The following is a 19,378-nucleotide window of genomic DNA, read 5'->3' as shown; positions in this document are numbered from 1 at the left end:
CGGTTTGCGTCCGGTTCCGGCAGTTTTTACCCTGATAGTCCGCTGGAATGCCCTTCTTCGCGGCCAACCTGCCCATGACGCAGTGCACGCAGCAGCAGACGCGCCGGGTCGATGGCGTCTACCAGATCGGCTTCGAGCGGCAGTGGGTCGCCTTCGATCTGGCTTGCCAGCAACTCCGCGCCCAATGCGGCCCATGTGAGGCCGCGTGACGCGTAGGCAAGCGCTGCGTAAAGCCCTGGCACCCTCGGAATGTCGCGCAAGTGCGCTCCGCGCAGTGACGGAGCCGCCGCTATCGCCGCTGCCTCGTCCGGCATCTGGCCAATCAGCGGCAAGCGGTTGTGTGACACTGTGCGCACGCCGACATATCCGTTCATCGCCGCGGCATCGAGATTGCCGGCAGCTGCAGCAGCCTGCGGCAACAGCCCCGCCAGGCGATCAAGGTTTGCCGCATGGACTTCGGTTCGCGCGACCAGCGGTCCATCGTCGGCTTCATAGCTCGAACCCACCCGCGCGCTGCCATCTTCCGACACCGGCAGCAGGTATCCCGCACCGGTCACCACGCAATCCGGCCACGATCCGAGCGCTGTCACTTGCCCAGGCGCGAGCGTGGTGAGCTGGCCGCGCACGCGTCGCATCACCTGGTGCCGCATCGGCGCGAGCCGCGGCGCTTCGTGAGCGTTGGCCAGCACAAGAATGGGCGCCGAAGCCAGGACGGCACCATCTTCGTCGATGGCTTCCCATTCGTCGTCGCGGCGGCGAATGCGCTCCACTCGCGTACCAAACCTCGACTGCACGGCATCGCCCGCGCGGCGCAACTGAGCACTGCAGATATCGGGCGGCGCAACCCAGCCGCCCTGCGGAAACCACAGCCCTCCGCGCGGCACGCCGGCGCCGTGTTGCGATGCCGCCTCCCCCGGCGACATCCAGCGCACGAAGGACTCCGGCAGACCGAGTGCTTCGAGCGCAGCGCGCTGCGCCTCGGCTTCTGCTTCGTTCTCGCCGATCTGCAGCACGCCGCAGCCATGCCACCCCACCGGTTGACCCGCACCAGCAAGCGCGGCCCAGGCACGCAGCGCGTATTGGTTGCCAGCGCGCGACAGCCGGGACAGCAGGCTGTCGTCGGACGAGATATGCGCATGCATCGCAGCCGCACGATGGGACGACGTTTGCCGCGCCGGGCCGTCATGTACGTCGAACAACGTCACCTGCCAGCCACGCGAGGCCAGGCGTTCCGTCACGGCACAGCCCGCAAGCCCAGCTCCAATCACGATAGCGTGTCGCACCTTCCATTCCGGCGCAGGAGTCGGCGCATGCCGCCGCGACTTCCATACCGGGCAAAACGTCGCAACCGTCATGTCCCGCTTGCCACCGAAGCCCGGCGCCTTGCGCGCGTCGAAACCCGCCTCCCGCAGACCCCGGCGCACGAAGCCCGCCGCCGTATAGGTCGCCAGCGTGGCTCCCGGCCGTGCGAGCCGCGCAAGGCCGCGAAACACCAACGGCGACCACATGTCCGCATTGCGCGACGGAGAAAAGCCATCGAGGTAGAACGCATCCGCGCCGGCCACCAGCTTGGGCAGCACTGCCTCGATATCTCCGAGGGCCAGTGTCAGCGTCACTCCGCCATCCTCGAACGCGAGCCGATGCAGGCCGGGCAGCGCATCCGGCCAGGCCGCTTGCAGTTGCTGCGCGAGCGGCAACATATCCGCAAGCCCGGCATGCAGTTGCGCTAGTCCCTCGCGCGTGAACGGATGTTTTTCGATCGAGACGAAGTGCAGGCGGCGACAGCGCTGCGGATCGTTACGCCACGCCTGCCACGTCGCCAGGAAGTTCAGCCCTTGCCCGAATCCGGTCTCGACGATCACGAACTGATCGCGCCCCGCCCAGGCTTGCGGCAATCCATTGCCACCCAGGAATACGTAATGCGCCTGCGCCAGGCCGCCTTCCGTGCTGTGGTAGACGTCGTCGTAGCGTGGAGAATAAGGAGTGCCTTCGGCAGACAGAATAGGCTCGGCGGGCTCGAGTGCGCGCGACATGGATGGGCAGGAAACGGGAACGCGAGTCAGGGGGCGACTGGCGGCGGATGGTAGCATAGCGCCCCGTCCTGCAATCCGGCCCGGCCGCACCGGCCGCCGCCCCGCGCTGATCCGCCATGCTGTCCTATCGCCACGCCTTCCATGCCGGCAACCATGCCGATGTCCTCAAGCACGCCGTCGTCGTGCAGCTGCTCGAGCACCTGACCCAAAAGGACAAGCCGTTCTGGTACATCGACACGCACGCGGGCGCCGGCCTCTACGCGCTGGATCACGCCTACGCGCAGAAGAAGTCGGAGTTCGAGACCGGCATCGGTCCGCTCTGGCGTGCCGCTGCCAGCGGCACCGCGCTCGGACCGATGCTCGACGAGTACCTGGACCAGGTGCGCGCACTGAATACGGACGGGCAGCTGCGCCACTACCCGGGCTCGCCGTGGCTGGCCTGGCAGATGCTCCGCGACCAGGATCGCCTGCGCCTGTTCGAACTGCACAGCACCGAAATCCAGGTGCTACGCGACAACTTCCGCGGAGCCGGCCGAAAAGTCATGCTCTATGACGGCGACGGCTTCGGCGGCATCAAGGCCATCCTGCCGCCCGCGCCGCGCCGCGCGCTGGTGCTGATCGACCCGTCCTATGAAGACAAGCAGGACTACGCGCGCACACTGCAGACGCTTCAGGATGGGTTGCAGCGCTTTGCCACTGGCGTCTATGCCATCTGGTACCCGCAAGTGCAGCGTCGGGAATCCGTGCAGTTGCCGGTGCAACTCAAGAACCTGCCGCTCAAGAGCTGGCTGCATGTCAGCCTGACGGTCAAGCACCCCGTTGCCGGCGGGCTTGGGCTGCACGGTAGCGGAATGTTCATCGTCAACCCGCCGTGGCGCCTCAAGGAATCGCTGCAGCAAGCCATGCCGGTGCTCAAGGAACTGCTGGCGCAGGACAACGGCGCCCACTTCGTGCTCGAAGCCCAGGAAGACTAACTGCGCGAAGCCCGGGCACGCTGCCCGCCGGCTCGGGAAAACAGCCAGTCCAGCGCCATGGCAGCCAGCAATCCGATGGAATCGGCCAGCACATCCATCGGATCCGCGTCGCGATACGACGTCATTCCCTGTAGCAGTTCGATCAGGACGCCATATCCGACCAGAGCCAGCACCACCCACGTACGCTGGCGCGCATAAGCCCGCCTGCCGAGCCAGCCCAGAACCAGGAAAGCGAGCACGTGGTTGGCCTTGTCCCACCCGGTGGTCGGGAGTGGCTGAGTGGGCGGCAACAGCGCCAGCACCAGCACCGCGATCAGGCAAGGCCAGAATAGCAAGCGCCAGCGCCGTGGCGCTTGCAGGAACGCTGCGTGGGAAATCATGGGATTGGCGTACGTGTCTGGAACAATCCCCCCATACTAACGGTTCGGCCGCGCTATTGCGCCTGCGCTACGCGGCCACGGACACGCTCAGGCGGCCAGCTTGCAGTCGAAATACAGTGGCTCGCGATCGTCCAGGATGGCTTGCATGGCGGCCAGGTCGGTGGCTTCGGGGTTGAGCCAGGCATCCAGATGCTCGGGACGAATCGGAATGATGCAGCGGTCGTGGCCGGCAGCCGCCACTTCGGGCGGCGGTTCGTCGGTAATGGCGGCGAACGAGTACAGGTCTTGCTCCCCTTCCCCGCCCGGGCTTACCGACCACAGGCACGCCACCAGCATGTCCTGTGGCGGGCGCGGCTGAAAGGCCAGGATCAAGCTTTCCTCGGCCTCGCCAGGCAGCAGAGCGCGGCGCTCGGCCTTATGGCGTGGCACATGCTCATAGAAGGCGGTGATCACCATCACCCCGTGGCGATGCCCGAACAGCGCGCGCCACGCGCGCTCCAGGTTGTCGCGCCGCGCATTGTAAGTCCCGGGCCGCTTGCGCTCGTCCACCTCGGTCCAGCCGGGCAGGCGGCACTGGTAGCGCATCGGGACCACCACCCTGCGCCCGCCCTGCGAGATGATCACCGGCGCGTAGTAGCCGGGAAAGACACGACAGTCCTGGTCACCCAGCCCGGAATGCTGCAGGTCGCCCAGGTTCTGCTGAGCCCTGGCAATCTTGTCGGTCGCGATGCGACGGTCGGCCTCGGCCTTCTTGGTCGGCCGGGTGGCCAGTGTCCGCTCAGCCTCGGCAAGCCGGCTGCGTTGCTGGAAGATTTCGGCCTCGAAACGGTTCGCCTGCTCCCTGTCGCCATCACGCACGATCGCAGCGTTCGAATCTGCCGATTCGGCAAACGCCTTGCGCAGCGCCCTGGGAATTCTTTGCCAGCCGCCAGTCCGTCGCTGGTGCCAGAACAATTCCACGAAACGTTCGATGCTGATCGACGCCCCGTATTCGCGCTCGAACCTGCGGAACTCTGCCTGGATCTGGGAGGAATAGCACATGGGCAATGTCCTTTTGCCTGGCGCCGGTGGCGCTCGCTCAGGACCATTCTAAGCCGGCAAGCGGAGGCGTCGGGAAAGGCGGCGTTGTGGACGGCCGACTTAAAAGTCAACCTTTCGCCACATGAGTGAGGGATCGATTAGGGAATGTATAGGAGATTGGTGCGAGGGAGGGGACTCGAACCCCTACACCATTGCTGGCGTCAGGACCTAAACCTGGTGCGTCTACCAATTTCGCCACCCTCGCGGTCCTTGCGAGCCCCGGACGGGGCCGCGATGCTCGTTGCAGCGATGGCGCGAAAGCAAAAAAGGCGGCTGGAACTGCCCGCCTTCCTGTAACGGCTGCCGCCGCGCTTGTGCGCGCTCTGCAACGAAGCAGCGGATTGTAGCGCAAGCCTCGGGGGGAATCCAGCCCCGCGCTGGCGACATAGTGCAAGCCCTCATGTGACTTGCCTTTCGCGATGGGAGTCCGCGATCTATGCTGAAGTTGTGGGACGCCTCCGGCATGCGCGCATCAACGTCGCAATGCGGGGGAGCTTTCTGCGGTGCCTCAGCCCCCGAACGGAGGGGATATGAAATTACCTGTCCTGCTGTTGGCAGCTTCGATGGCGCTTGCATGGTCATCGACGGTCAAGGCTGCTGGTTGCCAGTACGACATGCAATGCAAAGGGGAACGGATTTGCCAGCAGGGGCAATGCGTTTCGCCTGATGGGGATGAGCAGGCGGACTCGCCCGCGCCCAAGCCTGCGCAAGCCACCAGGGCATCGCCTGCTGCCACGCCCGCTGCTGCGCCTGCGGCTGTTGCCCCGGCAGCGGCAGCAACAGCCACCGCAGCAGTACCGCCTCCACCACCACCGCCAGCACCTCGAGGTTGCTGCACGGTAGCGGGCAAACTGAGGCTGAGCCCTGCCATGGCCAGCGACACGTCGCTGGTAATTGGCGATGCTTGCCAGGGGATGACGAATTCCGGCAAGCCCGTCCCGGGGACGCTCTGCTACTAGCTGGCCTTACGGCGGTCGTCGCCGCACATGCGCCCATCGCCATGCGGATGGGCGTGGATGGGTCGGTTTGCCTGTCGCAGTCAGGAAGTCACCGGCCCTGCCCCCATTCCAGGCTTACGCACGCGGAACCATGCCGCATACAGTGCCGGCAGGAACAGCAGCGTCAGCACGGTGGCGATGATCAGCCCGCCCATAATGGCCACGGCCATCGGGCCCCAGAACAGCGAGCGTGACAGCGGAATCATGGCCAGCACCGCCGCCGCTGCGGTCAGGATGATCGGGCGGCAGCGGCGCACCGCTGCCTCGACGATGGCATTCCACGCCGGCACGCCGGCCTTGATGTCCTGTTCGATCTGGTCCACCAGGATCACCGAGTTACGGATGATCATGCCGAGCAGCGCCGTGATGCCAAGCTGCGCGACGAAGCCCATCGGCGCGCGCAGCAACAGCAGCGTGGCGGCCGCGCCAATCAGGCCCAGCGGCCCGGTCAAGAACACCATCAGCGCGCGCGAGAAGCTGTGCAGCTGGAGCATGAGCAGCGTGAAGATCAGGAAGATGCACAGCGGCAACTGCGCTGCGATAGACGCCCCCGCCTTGCCGCTTTCTTCCTCTGCCCCTGCCACGGTAATGCGATAGCCCGGCGGCAATTGCTGGCGCAGCCTGTTAAGCAGCGGGTCGATCTGCGCGGTGACGGTCGGCCCCTGGATGCCATCCACCACATCAGCCTGTACGGTCACGCCGAAGTCGCGGTTCTCGCGCCAGATCACGCCCGGCTCGGAGCGCAGCGACAGCCGCGCCACCTGCGTCAGGGGCACCACGCGGCCAGTGTTGTTGGGCACCTGGATATTGCCCAGATCCGACATGGTGTCGCGTTCGTTGCGCGGCGTGCGCATCATGATGTCGATCAGCTTGTCGCCATCGCGGTATTGGCCCACGGGAATGCCGGTCAGCACGGTCTGCGTGACACGCGCGATGGAACTTGTGGTGACGCCGAGCGCGCGCGCCTTGTCCTGGTCGATCTCCAGGCGCAGCACCTTGACGCTCTCGTTCCAGTTGTCGTTGACGCCAACCGTGTTCGGATTTGCGCGCATCAGGCCCTTGACCTGATCCGCGAGCTGGCGCACGCCAGCAGCATCTGGGCCGATCACGCGGAACTGTACGGGATAGGCCACGGGAGGCCCGTTGGGCAACAACTTGACGCGCCCGCGCAACTGCGGGAACTGCGTATTGAGCACCGCGATCACGCGCTGGCGCAATGCATCGCGCGCCTCGGTGCTGACCGGTAGCACGATCACCTGCGCCACGTTGCTCTGCGGAAAGATCTGGTCCAGCGGCAGGTAGAAGCGTGGCGCGCCGGTGCCGACGAACGTGGTCAGGCTCTGCACGTCGCGATCCTGCCGCATGGCGGCCTCGAAGCGCCTGGCTTCGCCCTCCATCTGCGCAAAGCTGGTGCCTTCCGGCATCCACAACTCGACCATCAGTTCGGGCCGGCTCGAGTCCGGGAAGAACTGCTTCTCGACGAACTTGAACGCATAGATGCCCAGTGCAAACGTCACCAATGTGATGACGATAACCGTCTTGCGCCAGGTCACGCACCAGTCGACCAGACGTCGGAAGCTGGCATAGAACGGCGTAACGAACACCTCATGGTGCTCGCCGCCCCCCGCGCGCGATTTCAGCAGCAGGTAGCCCAGGTATGGCGTGAAGTAGACCGCAGCCAACCACGACAGCACCAGCGCCAGCGCGGTCACGGCGAAGATGGCGAAGGTGTACTCGCCGACCGTGGATTTCGCGAGGCCCACCGGCAGGAAGCCCGCGGCCGTGATCAGCGTGCCGGTCAGCATCGGCATGGCCGTGGAGGTATACGCGTAGGTGGCGGCCTCCATCTTCGAAAGCCCCTCCTCCAGCTTGCGCACCATCATCTCCACGGCAATGATGGCGTCGTCGACGAGCAGCCCCAGCGCCACGATCAGCGCGCCGAGCGATATCTTGTGCAGGCCGATGCCGAAGATGTTCATGAACAGGAACGTCACCGCGAGCACCAGCGGAATCGTCAGCGCCACCACGAGTCCCGGGCGCACATCGAGGCGCAGCGGCCGCGTGTGCAGGCCCAGCGAGACGAAGCTGACGCCCAACACGATCACCACGGCTTCGATCAGCACATGCACGAATTCGCCGACCGAGCGCTTGACCGCTTGCGGTTGGTCCTGCACCTGCTCCAGCTCGATGCCGACCGGCAACTGCCTGCGCAGGCGGTCGAATGCGCCCCGCAGGTTCTTGCCGAGCTCGATGATGTCACCGCCCTTGGCCATCGAAATGCCGAGCCCGACCACGTTCTTGCCGTTGTACCGCATGGTGCTCTGCGGCGGATCGACGTAGCCGCGATACACGTGCGCAATGTCGCCCAGACGGATATTCGCAATGCCGTTTGGACCGCGCAGCACCAGGTTCTCAAGGTCTGAAACGCTGGCGAATTGCCCCGTCACACGCACTTGCAGGTTATCGGTCGGCGTGACCAGCACGCCGCTGCCATTCAGGTTGTTCTGCTGCGTGATCTGGTCGGCAATGGCGTTGATGTCGAGCCCTAGCTGCGCGAAGCGCGTCTGGTTGAACTCGATGTAGATCTTCTCGTCCTGCAGGCCCAGCAGCGACACCTTGGCCACGGCCGGCACACGCAGCAGTTCCTGGCGTACCAGGTCGGCATACTCGCGCAGTTCCTTGTAGTTGAAGCCGTCGGCCGACAGCGCATAGATGGTGCCGTACACGTCGCCGAACTCGTCATTGAAGTACGGGCCGCGCACACCGGCCGGCAGCGTCTGCGCGATATCGCCGATCTTCTTGCGCACCGTGTACCAGATCTGCGCAGTGTCCTTCGCCGGCGACGTGTCCTTGAGCTGGAAGATGACCGTGGTTTCGCCCGGCTTGGAAAAGCTGCGGATCTTGTCGGCATACGGCACTTCCTGCAATTGCCGCTCGATCTTGTCCGTCACCTGTACCGCGATCTGCTCGGCGGTGGCGCCGGGCCAGAACGCCTGCACCACCATCACGCGGAAAGTAAACGGCGGGTCCTCGTCCTGCCCGAGCCGGAAGAACGCCATCAGGCCCGCCAGCAGCAACACCACCAGCAGGTAGCGCGTCAGCGGCTGGTGCTCCAGCGCCCAGCGCGACAGGTTGAAACGAGAATGATCCATGCCTCGCCCTCAGCCCTGCTGCGGGACGGAGGCGGCCGTCGGCGCCGGGGATGGGGCGGACGGCGCCGATGCCGGCACGACCGCTTGCATCGGCCTGACCCTCTGCCCCGGCTTGAGCAGATGCACGCCGGCCGTGACAATGGTCTGGCCGGGCGCCAGGCCCTGGCGTATTTCGATCTCGTTGCCGACCGGATCACCCAGCGTCACCTGGACCGGCTTCACCGTGCCGGCCGCCGCGTCATAGACCCAGACCTGGTTGCGGCCCTGCTCCTGCAGCAGCGCGGTCAGCGGCACGCGTACCGCCGGCACGGCGCCCGTGCGCACGAAGGTCACGACGGCAGTCATGCCGAGCTTGATATCTGCCGGCGGATTCGGCACCGACACACGTGTGGCATAGGTACGCGTCACGGGATCGGCTGCGGCGGCAATCTCGCGTACGCGCGCGGGCAACGCGCGGCCCGGATCTGCCCAGGTGCGCACCGTCACATCGGTAATACCGCGCAACTGGTCGACCTGGTCTTCGGGCAGCCCGATGGCGACTTCCTTCTCCGCCGACTGCGCCACGCGTATCACCGCCTGCCCGGGGGTAACGACTTGTCCGACCTCCGCATCCACCGCCGTGACCACGCCATCGGCATCAGCCAGCAACACGGCATAGGCAGTCTGGTTGGCCTGGCTGCGCAGGCCTGCCTCGGCCTGCTTGAGGCGCGATGCGGCGGCATCGAACGTGGCCTGCCGCCGATGCTGCTCGGCAGCGCTGATGAAGCCCTTCGCGAACAGGTCGTTGTAGCGCTTGAGATCGGAGGCCGCCAGATCGCGGTCCGTGCGTGCCGCATCGAACTGGGCGCGCGAGCTCGCCTCGGCCAGCGACAGGTCAGTCGGATCGAGGCGCGCCAGCGGCTGGCCCTTGCGTACGACCGCACCCACGTCAACCAGGCGCGCTGCAATCTTGCCGCCCACACGGAAGCCCAGCCGCGACTCCACGCGTGGCCGCACGTCGCCAGAAAACTCGAACGTCGTCTTGCCAGTGTGCTGGCTCAGCTGCAGCAAGCGGACGGGCCGCACTTCAGGCGCGGGCTCACTAGTCTTGCTACACCCCGCCAGCGCCACGACCGCTGCCGCGAGCACGGCGGCGCCAACACGGACAAGCCGCCGACGCGACAGGGAATCGGAGGATATCTCGGGACGAACGGCCGCAACTTCCGGCACTTGGCAATGCACTGGCATGGATAAGCAGCGAATCGAACAACGTGGGAAAGCTGATGCGGCCCGTTCAGAGGCTTACTACGCACAATCAGAACAGCATTCGTGCGCACCGGAATTAATAACTGGCCGGTCAGCAATATAGCGACGCCCTTCAGGTGCGTCAAACGGCGGGTAACGAAACTGCCAGAATGAAGACCGAAGCTTCCTTCTAGACCGCGGAACGGCACGAAATGGCGGCCGGCGCTGTCTGGGTGTGAGCTCAAGCAGCACCGGAAACTGCTATGGCTCAATGCTACAATCCCGCCGCCGCCAGGCTCTGACGCCGCCCGCACCCACCCTACCTCACCAGACCGAGACCGGCGTGACGCCCGATCAGTATTGCCAAGAGAAAGTCGCCCAGAGCGGCTCCAGTTTCTACTACAGCTTCCTGTTCCTGCCCGCCGAACGCCGCCGCGCGATCACGGCGCTTTATGCCTGGTGCCGCGAAGTCGACGATGTGGTCGACGACGCCCACGACCCCGCCCTGGCCCACCAGCAACTGGACTGGTGGCGCGGTGAGCTGCGTCACCTGTTTGAAGGTGAGCCGACCCACCCCGTCACGCAGGCGCTGCGCCCGCACGTGAAGGCCGCCGGACTGCCGCATGCCGAAATGTCGGAAGTACTCGACGGCATGGAGATGGACCTGACCCAGAGCCGGTATCTCGACGAGATCGGCCTGAACCGCTATTGCCACTGCGTGGCCGGCGTGGTCGGCACACTGAGCGCGCGGCTGTTCGGCTATTCGGATCCCCACACGCTGGTATTCGCCGAGAAGCTCGGGCTGTCGCTGCAACTCGTCAATATCCTGCGCGATGTCGGCGAGGACGCGCGCCGCGGCCGTATATATCTGCCTGTCGACACATTGCAGCGCTTCCAGATGCCCGCGTCGGAAATCCTCCAGGGCAAGCATTCCGAGCGCTTTGTCGCGCTGATGCAGTACCACGCTGGGCGCGCCCGCGCGCTGTACCGCGAGGCGCTGGACCTGCTGCCGCGCCAAGATCGCCGCGCCCAGCGCGCAGGCCTGCTGATGGGCGCCATCTACCACGCGCTGCTCGACGAGATCGAGCGCAGCGACTTCCAGGTGCTGAACCAGCGCATTGCGCTCACGCCGCTGCGCAAGCTCTGGATCGCCTGGAAGACCTGGGTGCGCAACAGCTAGCCCCCAAAGTCATTCCCGCCCTGCACCACGCCGTTCGCCAAGCCATGACCCAGAATCCCCATCCGCTCGGACAGAGCATCATTGACCGCGCCGAAGCGCTTGCCCGGTTCTCCGACATGGAAGGCGGCCTGACCTGTGCGTTCCTCACGCCCGCGCACCGCTCCGCGCAAGCCCTGCTGGCGCAATGGATGGAGCAAGCGGGCATGCAGGTGCGCATCGACGCCATCGGCAACGTGATCGGAAGGTATGAGGCGGATGCCGCCGCCGGCCCCGATGCGCGAGTGCTGATGACCGGTTCCCACTTCGACACCGTGCGCAATGGCGGGCGTTATGACGGCCGTCTCGGCATCCTGCTCCCGATCGCCGTGGTCGGCGCGCTCCATACCGCAGGCATCCGCCTGCCCTATCACCTCGATATCGTCGGCTTCGCCGAAGAGGAAGGCCTGCGCTTCAAGACCAGCTTCCTGGCCAGCAGCGTGCTCGCGGGCCGTTTCGACGCGGCTTTGCTGACGCGCACCGATGCCGATGGCGTGACGCTGGCCGAAGCGCTCGCGGCGTCCAGCCTGCCGGGCAATGGCGAGCTTGCGGCACTGCAGGCCGCCGCTGTGGATCCCGCCACGCTGCTTGGCTTCGTCGAAGTCCATATCGAGCAGGGACCAGTGCTGCTGAACAAGGATCTGCCGCTCGGCGTGGTCACGCAGATCGCCGGCAGTAGCCGCTTCCAGGTGCGTATCGAGGGACAGGCCAGCCATGCCGGCACTACGCCAATGGGCATGCGCCGGGATGCCGCCGCCGGCGCCGCGGAGATGATCCTGCTGGTGGAATCGCGATGCAGCGCGGTGCCAGCCCTCGTGGGTACCGCGGGCCAGCTGCAGGTACCCGACGGGTCGAGCAACGTCATTCCCGCCGCGTGCACCTTTTCGATGGACATCCGCGCCGGCGAGGACGATATCCGCGAAGCCGCGATCGCCGACATCGTTGCCGGCATCCAGCAGATCGCGGCGCGCCGCGGCTTGTCGGCCCAGGTCGACCGGGTCAAGCCGGTCTTCAACGCGCCTTGCGCGCGCTGGCTGATGGACCAGTTCAGTGCCGTTCTGCGCAAGCGCGGCCTGGCCGCATTCGAACTGCCGTCGGGCGCGGGGCACGACGCGATGATGATGCAGCGCATCACCGACGTGGCCATGCTGTTCGTACGTTGTGGAAATGGCGGTATCAGCCACAACCCGTTGGAAAGCATTACCGCAGAAGACGCGCAGCTGGCGGCCGAAGTGTTCGTGGATTTCCTGCGGCACTTCCAGGCGCAAGGCTGATGGCAGGCAGCCGGCAGCCTCAGCCGCCCCGGTACATCTCGCGTCCGAGGTCGTAAAGGTTCTGCCGCAGCTTGCGGCGCTCGTCGGGCGACAAGCTGGAGCCTGATCGCCCCTGATGGCCGGCGCGCTCGGCCTCGCGCTGTTCGGCGCGGTGCCGTTCGGCCCGAGCGCGTGCCTCCCGCTGGCTGGAGGCAGCTTCGCTGGCGTGGGTGGAGGGACGCTCGTGCCCGTGCAGCAGGTTGGCCATGCCGGCCGACTGGGCCACGGCCGGCCGTGGCGCCGCGCACAGCCACAGCGCCGCACCGGCGAGCGCCACACAGACGCCAAAGGCGCCGTGCAAGGTCTGCCCATGCCGGTTACGGTTCACTTTCATTGATAATGGCGTTGTTGGCCTCGAACTTGCAGCCGCCTGGACTGCATGAAGCCGGAAAATCGGTACCCGTCCGCGCGATCGCCGCAATGCAATATGCGGCGGACCGCAGATAATCCGGTGGCAATATCCAGGCCAACCGGATAATGGAGTAGTGCGACATAGTGCGCGAAAGACGGTATGCGGCAGTGTAATGGCAGGGTTCGTGCATGCCGCAATGCCACAGGGTAAAGTATGTAACGTTTTGTTAAGCCATTTTGAGCGAAAGCGATAGTCGCTAAGATACCGCCATGGAAAATACCAGCCACAAGATTCTCGTCGTGGACGACGACCCGCGCCTGCGCGATCTGCTGCGCCGCTATCTGGGCGAACAGGGTTTTACGGTACTGGTGGCCGAAAATGCCACTGCCATGAACAAGCTCTGGCTGCGCGAGCGCTTCGACCTGCTCGTGCTTGACCTGATGATGCCCGGCGAGGATGGCCTGTCCATCTGCCGGCGCCTGCGCGGCGCCAACGACCAGACACCCATCATCATGCTGACCGCCAAGGGCGAGGACGTCGACCGTATCGTAGGCCTCGAAATGGGTGCCGATGACTACCTGCCCAAGCCGTTCAACCCGCGTGAGCTGATTGCCCGCATCCACGCCGTGCTGCGCCGCAAGGGGCCGGCCGAGGTGCCCGGCGCACCGTCGGAAACGCCGGAAACGTTCGCATTTGGCGATTTCGTGCTCAACCTGGCCACGCGTACACTGACCAAGAACGACGAGGAAATCACCCTGACCACGGGCGAATTCTCCGTACTCAAGGTTTTTGCCCGCCACCCGCGCCAGCCGCTGTCGCGCGAAAAGCTCATGGAGATGGCGCGCGGCCGCGAATACGAAGTATTCGACCGCAGCCTGGACGTGCAGATTTCCCGCCTGCGCAAGCTGATCGAGCCCGATCCGAGCAACCCGCGCTTTATCCAGACAGTCTGGGGTCTGGGCTACGTGTTCATTCCCGATGGCGTGAAGTAACCCGGTCGGCCGCTCAACATCGTGGCGACCGCCCTCGGCCGTACGGCCACGCGTTTCTTTGGTTCGCTGTTCTGGCGAACCTTCATGCTGATCGCGCTTCTGCTGGCTATTTCTCTGGGCATCTGGTTTCAGAGCTACCGGCTGTTCGAACGCGCCCCGCGGGCGCAGCAGATCGCCATGCAGGTGGTCAGCGTGGTCAAGCTGACGCGCGCGGCCCTGCTCTATTCGGACCCGGCACGGCGCCGGTTCCTGCTGCTCGACCTGGTCCAGAACGAAGGCATCAAGGTTTATCCGCGCGAGAAGGACGACGATTTTGCCGCGCCGACCGCCAACCCGTTCCTGACCCAGCTTGTGCAGCAGGAAATCCGCAGCCGGCTTGGCGAGGACACGGTGCTGGCCACCACCGTCAACGATATTCCCGGCGTATGGGTCAGCTTCGAGATCGAGGGTGACGATTACTGGGTCGCGATCAGCCCGGAGCGTTTCGAGCGCGTGTCAGGCATCCAGTGGCTGTGGTGGAGTATCGCGGCGTTGCTGCTGTCAATCATCGGCGCCGCGTTCATTACCGCACGCGTCAACTACCCGCTCAAGCGGCTGGCCACTGCGGCGCGCGAGATTGGCGCGGGCGGCGATCCGCCGCCACTGCCCGAGCATGGCGCCAGCGAAGTCGCGCTGGCCAACCACAGCTTCAACCAGATGGTGCGTGACCTGCGCCAGCTCGATGACGACCGGGCGGTGATGCTGGCCGGCATCTCGCATGACCTGCGCACGCCGCTTACGCGCCTGCGGCTGGAAACCGAGATGTCGCCGGCCGACAATGCCACGCGTGAAGCGATGATCACCGACATCGAGCAGATGGATGCCATCATCGGCCAGTTCCTGAACTACGCGCGGCCGCCGCTCGAAATGGTCGAGCCGGTGGACCTGTCGGCGCTCGTCCAGGATGCCGTGGGAGTCTATGCCGCACATGACGACGTGCGCGTGCAGGTCCGCGCCAACGAGCCGGTCATGGCCGTGGCCAACCGCATGGAAGTCCAACGCATTCTCGACAACCTGGTCGAAAACGCGCGCCGCTATGCCAAGAACGACGACACCGGCATTGCCGAGGTCGAGATCACCACGAAGCTCGACGACAAGGACGCCGTGCTCACCGTGGCCGACAACGGCAAGGGCGTGCCGGACGCCCAGCTTTCGTTGCTGACCCGGCCGTTCTATCGGCTCGACAGCGCGCGCAGCGAAGCCAAGGGCGCGGGGCTGGGCATGTCGATCGTCAACCGCATCCTGCAGCGCAACGGCGGCCGGCTGGTGCTGTCGAACCGCTCGGCGCCCCACTCCGGCCTTGTCGTCAGCGCCTGTTTCCGCCGCGCCTGACGAAAACGGCGCCCGCCGCACATTGCCGGCGCACATCCCGGCGACTGACAGGTTTTCGACAGCTACTGATAGGGATCTGTAAGGTCTTTGACAGGGCAATGACAGCGTCGCGGCGCACACTGGCGCCGGTCAGCAGGGCCGATGCATATGCATCCTCCCAGCCACGGCGACGCCTGCTGTCTCCTCCCCAACGCCTGGCTGGCTCACCGAACAATCATTCGCCGGGACCCACCGGCGACGTCCGAGAGAGACAGCCATGTCAGACACCTCCCAAACCGCCGGCCAACCGCAAGCGCAGCACGGATTCAAGACCGTCTTCCGCGTCGTCAGTGGCAATTTCCTGGAAATGTACGACTTCATGGTGTACGGCTTCTACGCCGCCGCCATTGCCAGGACTTTCTTCCCGAGCGGCGACGAATTTGCGTCGCTGATGCTGTCGCTGGCGACGTTTGGCGCCGGCTTCCTGATGCGTCCGCTGGGCGCCATCGTGCTGGGCGCGTACATCGACCATCACGGCCGTCGCAAGGGGCTGATCGTCACGCTCGCGCTGATGGCCGCCGGCACGCTGCTGATCGCATGCGTGCCCGGCTATGCCTCGATCGGCGTGGCGGCACCGCTGCTCGTGCTGGCCGGCCGCCTGTTGCAGGGCTTCTCTGCGGGCGTGGAACTGGGCGGCGTCTCGGTCTACCTGTCGGAGATCGCCAAACCTGGCAAGAAAGGCTTTTACGTAGCCTGGCAGTCTGCCAGCCAGCAAGTCGCGGTGATCTTCGCCGGCCTGCTTGGCGTGATCCTGCATGCGACGCTTGCACCGCAGCAAATGGATGACTGGGGCTGGCGCGTGCCGTTCCTGATCGGGTGCCTGATCGTGCCGTTCCTGTTCCTGATCCGCCGCTCGCTCGAAGAAACCGAGGAATTCAAGACCCGCAAGCATCGCCCGACCATGCGCGAGATCTACCGCTCGATGGCCGAGAACTGGCGCATCATCATTGCGGGCTGCATGATGGTCGTGATGACAACGGTATCGTTCTACATGATCACCGCATACACCCCGACCTTCGGCAAAACGGTGCTCAAGCTCGATGACGTGGACAACCTGATCGTCACCATGTGTGTGGGCCTGTCGAACTTCATCTGGCTGCCGCTGATGGGCGCGGTGTCCGACCGCATCGGTCGCAAGCCGCTGCTGGTGTTCTTCACGCTGGCCACGCTGCTGACCGCCTATCCCGCCGTCTCGTGGCTGGTGGCCGAGCCGTCGTTCTCGCGCCTGCTGATGGTCGAACTCTGGCTGTCGTTCCTGTACGGCAGCTATAACGGCGCGATGGTAGTCACGCTAACCGAAGTCATGCCGCCGGCGGTGCGTACCGCGGGTTTCTCGCTGGCCTATAGCCTGGCTACGGCGCTGTTCGGCGGATTCACGCCGGCAATCGCGACCTACCTGATCCACACCACCGGTAACAAGGCGGCCCCTGGCCTGTGGCTGATGTTCGCCGCCGCCTGCGGCCTGATCGCCACCCTGATCATTTTCCGCGCACGTCGCGGCCAGCCCGCGCTGCGTCCTGCCTGAGCGGCCACCTGCCGTCCCTGCCACACCGGCCTTGTGCGGCCGGTCGTGGCATACTTCCCGCTTGCGCAAACTCCCATGCGCGACGATCCAGAGCGCCATGCCGCGCCGCCTATCGGGCTGTTTGAGAATTTCAATTAGCCCTGCAGTGCGTCCTGACGCATAATCTCCCCTTGTCGCGGCGCACCAAAGCGCTGGCTCCAGTCAGTGCCGACATTGCCCGCATTTGCACAAACTCTCTCTTCAACCGTATCAGGAGAAGTCTATGAAGACCGTTGGTGACAAGCTCGAAGCCTTCCACGTCGTTGGTGTCAAGCCGGGTTTCAACAACCATGAGGAAAACGGCCAGTCGGCTTTCGAAGACATCACCGAAAAGTCGTTCGAAGGCAAGTGGAAGATCATCTACTTCTACCCGAAGGACTTCACGTTCGTATGCCCGACCGAAATCGTGGCATTCGCCAAGCTGAACGGCGATTTCGCTGACCGTGACGCCATCGTTCTGGGCGGCTCGACCGACAACGAATTCGTGAAGCTGGCATGGCGCCGCGAGCACAAGGATCTGAACAAGCTGAACCAGTGGCAATTTGCCGACGTGACCGGTTCGCTGATCGACCAGTTGGGCGTGCGTGACCAGGCCGCTGGCGTGGCTCTGCGCGCGACCTTCGTCGTCGACCCGCACAATGTGATCCAGCACGTTTCGGTGAACAACCTGAACGTCGGCCGCAACCCGGACGAAGTGCTGCGTATTCTGGACGGTCTGCAAACGGACGAACTGTGCCCGTGCAACCGTGCCGTTGGCGGCGCAACGCTGTAATTGCTGCAAGGTTGCCGGTAACTACGGCGACTCGCGGAGGGCCCTGCCCCTCCGCCCCAAACCCGCAGAAGCGGGTTTTTTGAGCCCTGATCGATAGGAGAATTAAATGGAATTCCTCAGCACGATTAAGAATCTCATCCCGGACTACGCCAAGGACATCCGCCTGAACGTAGACGGCACCATTGCGCGCTCCTCGCTGGAAGGCAATGACGCCGTCGGCGTGGCCCTGGCGGCCGCCTTCGCAGCGCAGTCCAAGGTGCTCGTGGATGCGATCCGCAACGCCAATGTGCTGTCGGCCGAGGAAGTCAATGGCGCGCTGACCGCCGCCGCGCTGATGGGCATGAACAATGTGTGGTATCCGTATATCGAGATGGCGGACGATCCGGACCTGGCCAACCAGCCAGCCGGCCTGCGCATGAACGCCTACGCCACCCATGGCGGCGTGGACAAGCGCCGCTTCGAAATGTACGCGCTGGCCGCTTCCATTGTCGGCAAGTGCCATTTCTGCGTGAAATCGCACTACCAGCTGCTCAAGAACGAGCAGGGCATGACGTCGCAGCAACTGCGTGACGTCGGCCGCATTGCCGCCGTCATCGCCGCGGCCGCCAACGTGATTGCCGCCCAGTAAAGCGCTCTTTCGGTGCCAGCGCGGCTCAACAACAGCCGGCAGCTTCCCAGCGGGAAGTGCCGGCTGTTTGCATGTGCGGCCCCGACAACGGCCGAAGGCACCACTCGTGCAGTGAACGGCCTACAATCCAGACAAGACACGCACTTCAGTTACCCGTCCCCTGCACCATGAGCATCCTGCCTTCGCCAACGTCGCCGCGCTTCCACTACCGCCTCGCCACTGTCCAGGATTGGGGCGACATCGCCGCTGTCACACAGCAGGCGTATTCGCAGTACGAACTGGAAATCATGGAGGATTGCCGGGCGTCCTTCCAGCGCGGCATGCAGGCGGTGCTGGCTACCAGCCATCCTGATATGGAATGGTGGGTGGCCGAGACCGAACATGGCATTGCCGGCGCCGTTCTGTTCTGCCACCCCGGCGCGACACTGCCGGCGCTGGATGGCAGCACGATTACGCTGACCCAGCCGGAAGCCCGGCTGCTTTCCGTCAGCCCGCAAGCACGCGGCCTGGGGCTTGGCCATACGCTGATGCAGATCTGCATCCAGCGTGCGCGCGATATCGGCTCGCCGACGCTGCTGGTGCGGACCATGCCTGAAATGGCGTCCGCCAATCGCCTGTGCCAGCAGATGGGCTTTGCCAAGCGCACGGAGGCTGGCGCCCGAACGGGCGCCATGGCAAGGCTGATCGACTACAGCTACGCCATCACGCCAGAGAGCGCGCCTGCACCGGCCAAGGCGTAAGCGCTTTCGCTTCCGCTTCGGCCAGGGATCCGGGCCGCGCTCAGTCCTGCGCGTCCGCGATTGCGCCGCGCCAGATCAGGACCGCGGCCTGCGCCACGATACCTTCCTGCCGTCCTTCGAAGCCAAGCTTTTCGTTGGTCTTGGCCTTGACGTTGCAACGCGTGGCGGGCAGGCCCAGGTCATCGGCAATATTCGCAACCATGCCCGGAATATGCGGTGCCAGCTTGGGCTGCTGCGCGATCACCGACGCATCGACATTGCCGATTTCGTAGCCGGCCTCGCGCACGCGGCGCGCGGCCTCACGCAGCAGCACGCGGCTGTCGGCACCGGCAAACTGTGCATCCGTGTCCGGGAAATGGCGCCCGATGTCGCCAAGCCCTGCCGCGCCGAACAGCGCGTCCGTAATGGCATGGAGCAGCGCATCGGCATCGGAATGCCCGAGCAGGCCGCGGTCGTGTGGAATATGCACGCCGCCGAGGATCAGCTTGCGGCCGGGCACAAGTGCGTGGACGTCATAGCCCTGCCCCACGCGGATATCAAAAGGCATCAT

The 19,378-nt window shown here is 65.0% G+C and carries 17 protein-coding genes and 1 tRNA gene; 10 read left to right on the top strand and 8 right to left on the bottom strand.

Going from position 1 to position 19,378, the window contains the following annotated elements:
- Positions 1-26: 26 nt before the first annotated feature.
- Positions 27-2,033 carry a bifunctional tRNA (5-methylaminomethyl-2-thiouridine)(34)-methyltransferase MnmC2/FAD-dependent 5-carboxymethylaminomethyl-2-thiouridine(34) oxidoreductase MnmC1 gene (gene mnmC / locus K2O51_RS19615; protein ID WP_140952215.1) on the bottom strand — a complete coding sequence of 669 codons (2,007 nt, stop codon included), beginning with the start codon at positions 2,031-2,033 and terminating at the stop codon, positions 27-29.
- A gap of 116 nt (positions 2,034-2,149) precedes the next feature.
- On the opposite strand from mnmC, the gene K2O51_RS19610 reads away from it, so the two are divergent.
- Positions 2,150-3,007 (top strand): 23S rRNA (adenine(2030)-N(6))-methyltransferase RlmJ, encoded by an 858-nt coding sequence (locus tag K2O51_RS19610; protein ID WP_011297546.1) that lies wholly within the window; start codon positions 2,150-2,152, stop codon positions 3,005-3,007.
- Here K2O51_RS19610 and K2O51_RS19605 read toward each other — a convergent pair.
- From K2O51_RS19605 to K2O51_RS19595, 3 genes are all read right to left on the bottom strand, one after another.
- Complete coding sequence (locus tag K2O51_RS19605; RefSeq protein WP_011297545.1) at positions 3,004-3,387, bottom strand: VanZ family protein; 384 nt, start codon at positions 3,385-3,387, stop codon at positions 3,004-3,006. The genes K2O51_RS19610 and K2O51_RS19605 overlap by 4 nt on opposite strands.
- 87 nt (positions 3,388-3,474) lie before the next feature.
- Positions 3,475-4,428 (bottom strand): SOS response-associated peptidase family protein, encoded by a 954-nt coding sequence (locus K2O51_RS19600; protein WP_220631521.1) that lies wholly within the window; start codon positions 4,426-4,428, stop codon positions 3,475-3,477.
- A 157-nt stretch (positions 4,429-4,585) separates the two neighbouring features.
- A tRNA-Leu gene (locus K2O51_RS19595) sits at positions 4,586-4,672 on the bottom strand.
- Between the two features lie 325 nt (positions 4,673-4,997).
- Between K2O51_RS19595 and K2O51_RS35800 the strand changes: the two genes are divergently transcribed.
- Positions 4,998-5,426, top strand: a complete 429-nt coding sequence (locus tag K2O51_RS35800; RefSeq protein ID WP_084791902.1) for a hypothetical protein — start codon at positions 4,998-5,000, stop codon at positions 5,424-5,426.
- Positions 5,427-5,506: 80 nt separating this feature from the next.
- On the opposite strand, the gene K2O51_RS19590 is transcribed toward K2O51_RS35800, so the two are convergent.
- Both K2O51_RS19590 and K2O51_RS19585 read right to left on the bottom strand, forming a co-directional pair.
- Positions 5,507-8,617, bottom strand: a complete 3,111-nt coding sequence (locus tag K2O51_RS19590; RefSeq protein ID WP_220631520.1) for an efflux RND transporter permease subunit — start codon at positions 8,615-8,617, stop codon at positions 5,507-5,509.
- A 9-nt stretch (positions 8,618-8,626) separates the two neighbouring features.
- Positions 8,627-9,844 (bottom strand): efflux RND transporter periplasmic adaptor subunit, encoded by a 1,218-nt coding sequence (locus K2O51_RS19585; protein ID WP_011297541.1) that lies wholly within the window; start codon positions 9,842-9,844, stop codon positions 8,627-8,629.
- A gap of 340 nt (positions 9,845-10,184) precedes the next feature.
- Between K2O51_RS19585 and hpnD the strand changes: the two genes are divergently transcribed.
- Both hpnD and K2O51_RS19575 read left to right on the top strand, forming a co-directional pair.
- Positions 10,185-11,021, top strand: a complete 837-nt coding sequence (gene hpnD, locus K2O51_RS19580) for a presqualene diphosphate synthase HpnD (protein WP_220631662.1) — start codon at positions 10,185-10,187, stop codon at positions 11,019-11,021.
- A gap of 44 nt (positions 11,022-11,065) precedes the next feature.
- The gene (locus K2O51_RS19575) at positions 11,066-12,331 is read left to right on the top strand and encodes a Zn-dependent hydrolase (RefSeq protein WP_220631519.1); all 1,266 of its coding nucleotides are present in this window, start codon (positions 11,066-11,068) and stop codon (positions 12,329-12,331) included.
- Positions 12,332-12,350: 19 nt separating this feature from the next.
- On the opposite strand, the gene K2O51_RS19570 is transcribed toward K2O51_RS19575, so the two are convergent.
- Complete coding sequence (locus tag K2O51_RS19570; RefSeq protein WP_011297538.1) at positions 12,351-12,704, bottom strand: hypothetical protein; 354 nt, start codon at positions 12,702-12,704, stop codon at positions 12,351-12,353.
- 287 nt (positions 12,705-12,991) lie between these two features.
- On the opposite strand from K2O51_RS19570, the gene ompR reads away from it, so the two are divergent.
- The 6 genes from ompR to K2O51_RS19540 all read left to right on the top strand — a co-directional run bounded on the left by ompR (position 12,992) and on the right by K2O51_RS19540 (position 18,828).
- On the top strand, positions 12,992-13,714 hold the full coding sequence (gene ompR / locus K2O51_RS19565) for an osmolarity response regulator transcription factor OmpR (protein WP_010810107.1): 723 nt from the start codon (positions 12,992-12,994) through the stop codon (positions 13,712-13,714).
- A 21-nt stretch (positions 13,715-13,735) separates the two neighbouring features.
- Positions 13,736-15,085, top strand: coding sequence for an ATP-binding protein (locus K2O51_RS19560; RefSeq protein WP_011297537.1), 1,350 nt, complete (start codon positions 13,736-13,738; stop codon positions 15,083-15,085).
- Between the two features lie 256 nt (positions 15,086-15,341).
- Positions 15,342-16,649 (top strand): MFS transporter, encoded by a 1,308-nt coding sequence (gene tcuC, locus K2O51_RS19555; RefSeq protein ID WP_011297536.1) that lies wholly within the window; start codon positions 15,342-15,344, stop codon positions 16,647-16,649.
- Between the two features lie 262 nt (positions 16,650-16,911).
- Entirely contained in the window at positions 16,912-17,460 is a 549-nt protein-coding gene (locus tag K2O51_RS19550; RefSeq protein ID WP_011297535.1) for a peroxiredoxin, read from the top strand.
- A 106-nt stretch (positions 17,461-17,566) separates the two neighbouring features.
- A complete protein-coding gene (locus K2O51_RS19545) occupies positions 17,567-18,088 on the top strand; it encodes a carboxymuconolactone decarboxylase family protein (protein ID WP_011297534.1) in 522 nt (173 codons plus the stop codon).
- A gap of 167 nt (positions 18,089-18,255) precedes the next feature.
- Positions 18,256-18,828, top strand: a complete 573-nt coding sequence (locus K2O51_RS19540; protein WP_041679570.1) for a GNAT family N-acetyltransferase — start codon at positions 18,256-18,258, stop codon at positions 18,826-18,828.
- 40 nt (positions 18,829-18,868) lie between these two features.
- Here K2O51_RS19540 and ispF read toward each other — a convergent pair whose 3' ends face one another.
- Positions 18,869-19,378, bottom strand: a complete 510-nt coding sequence (gene ispF / locus K2O51_RS19535; RefSeq protein WP_011297532.1) for a 2-C-methyl-D-erythritol 2,4-cyclodiphosphate synthase — start codon at positions 19,376-19,378, stop codon at positions 18,869-18,871.

It is taken from the genome of Cupriavidus pinatubonensis (assembly GCF_019602855.1).
In the GTDB taxonomy this organism is placed as follows: Bacteria; Pseudomonadota; Gammaproteobacteria; order Burkholderiales; family Burkholderiaceae; genus Cupriavidus; species Cupriavidus pinatubonensis.
Note: the sequence above shows the minus strand (reverse complement) of the source record. Positions and strands in the feature narration are given on the sequence as shown.

Bases quoted from the DNA above. Each gene is read 5' to 3' on its own strand.
- ispF (WP_011297532.1), bottom strand. From the start codon at position 19,378: ATGATGCCTTTTGATATCCGCGTGGGGCAGGGCTATGACGTCCACGCA.
- K2O51_RS19610 (WP_011297546.1), top strand. From the start codon at position 2,150: ATGCTGTCCTATCGCCACGCCTTCCATGCCGGCAACCATGCCGATGTC.
- K2O51_RS19570 (WP_011297538.1), bottom strand. From the start codon at position 12,704: ATGAAAGTGAACCGTAACCGGCATGGGCAGACCTTGCACGGCGCCTTT.
- K2O51_RS19590 (WP_220631520.1), bottom strand. From the start codon at position 8,617: ATGGATCATTCTCGTTTCAACCTGTCGCGCTGGGCGCTGGAGCACCAG.
- mnmC (WP_140952215.1), bottom strand. From the start codon at position 2,033: ATGTCGCGCGCACTCGAGCCCGCCGAGCCTATTCTGTCTGCCGAAGGC.
- ompR (WP_010810107.1), top strand. From the start codon at position 12,992: ATGGAAAATACCAGCCACAAGATTCTCGTCGTGGACGACGACCCGCGC.
- K2O51_RS19605 (WP_011297545.1), bottom strand. From the start codon at position 3,387: ATGATTTCCCACGCAGCGTTCCTGCAAGCGCCACGGCGCTGGCGCTTG.
- tcuC (WP_011297536.1), top strand. From the start codon at position 15,342: ATGTCAGACACCTCCCAAACCGCCGGCCAACCGCAAGCGCAGCACGGA.
- K2O51_RS19545 (WP_011297534.1), top strand. From the start codon at position 17,567: ATGGAATTCCTCAGCACGATTAAGAATCTCATCCCGGACTACGCCAAG.
- K2O51_RS19600 (WP_220631521.1), bottom strand. From the start codon at position 4,428: ATGTGCTATTCCTCCCAGATCCAGGCAGAGTTCCGCAGGTTCGAGCGC.
- K2O51_RS35800 (WP_084791902.1), top strand. From the start codon at position 4,998: ATGAAATTACCTGTCCTGCTGTTGGCAGCTTCGATGGCGCTTGCATGG.
- K2O51_RS19550 (WP_011297535.1), top strand. From the start codon at position 16,912: ATGAAGACCGTTGGTGACAAGCTCGAAGCCTTCCACGTCGTTGGTGTC.
- K2O51_RS19585 (WP_011297541.1), bottom strand. From the start codon at position 9,844: ATGCCAGTGCATTGCCAAGTGCCGGAAGTTGCGGCCGTTCGTCCCGAG.
- K2O51_RS19575 (WP_220631519.1), top strand. From the start codon at position 11,066: ATGACCCAGAATCCCCATCCGCTCGGACAGAGCATCATTGACCGCGCC.
- K2O51_RS19540 (WP_041679570.1), top strand. From the start codon at position 18,256: ATGAGCATCCTGCCTTCGCCAACGTCGCCGCGCTTCCACTACCGCCTC.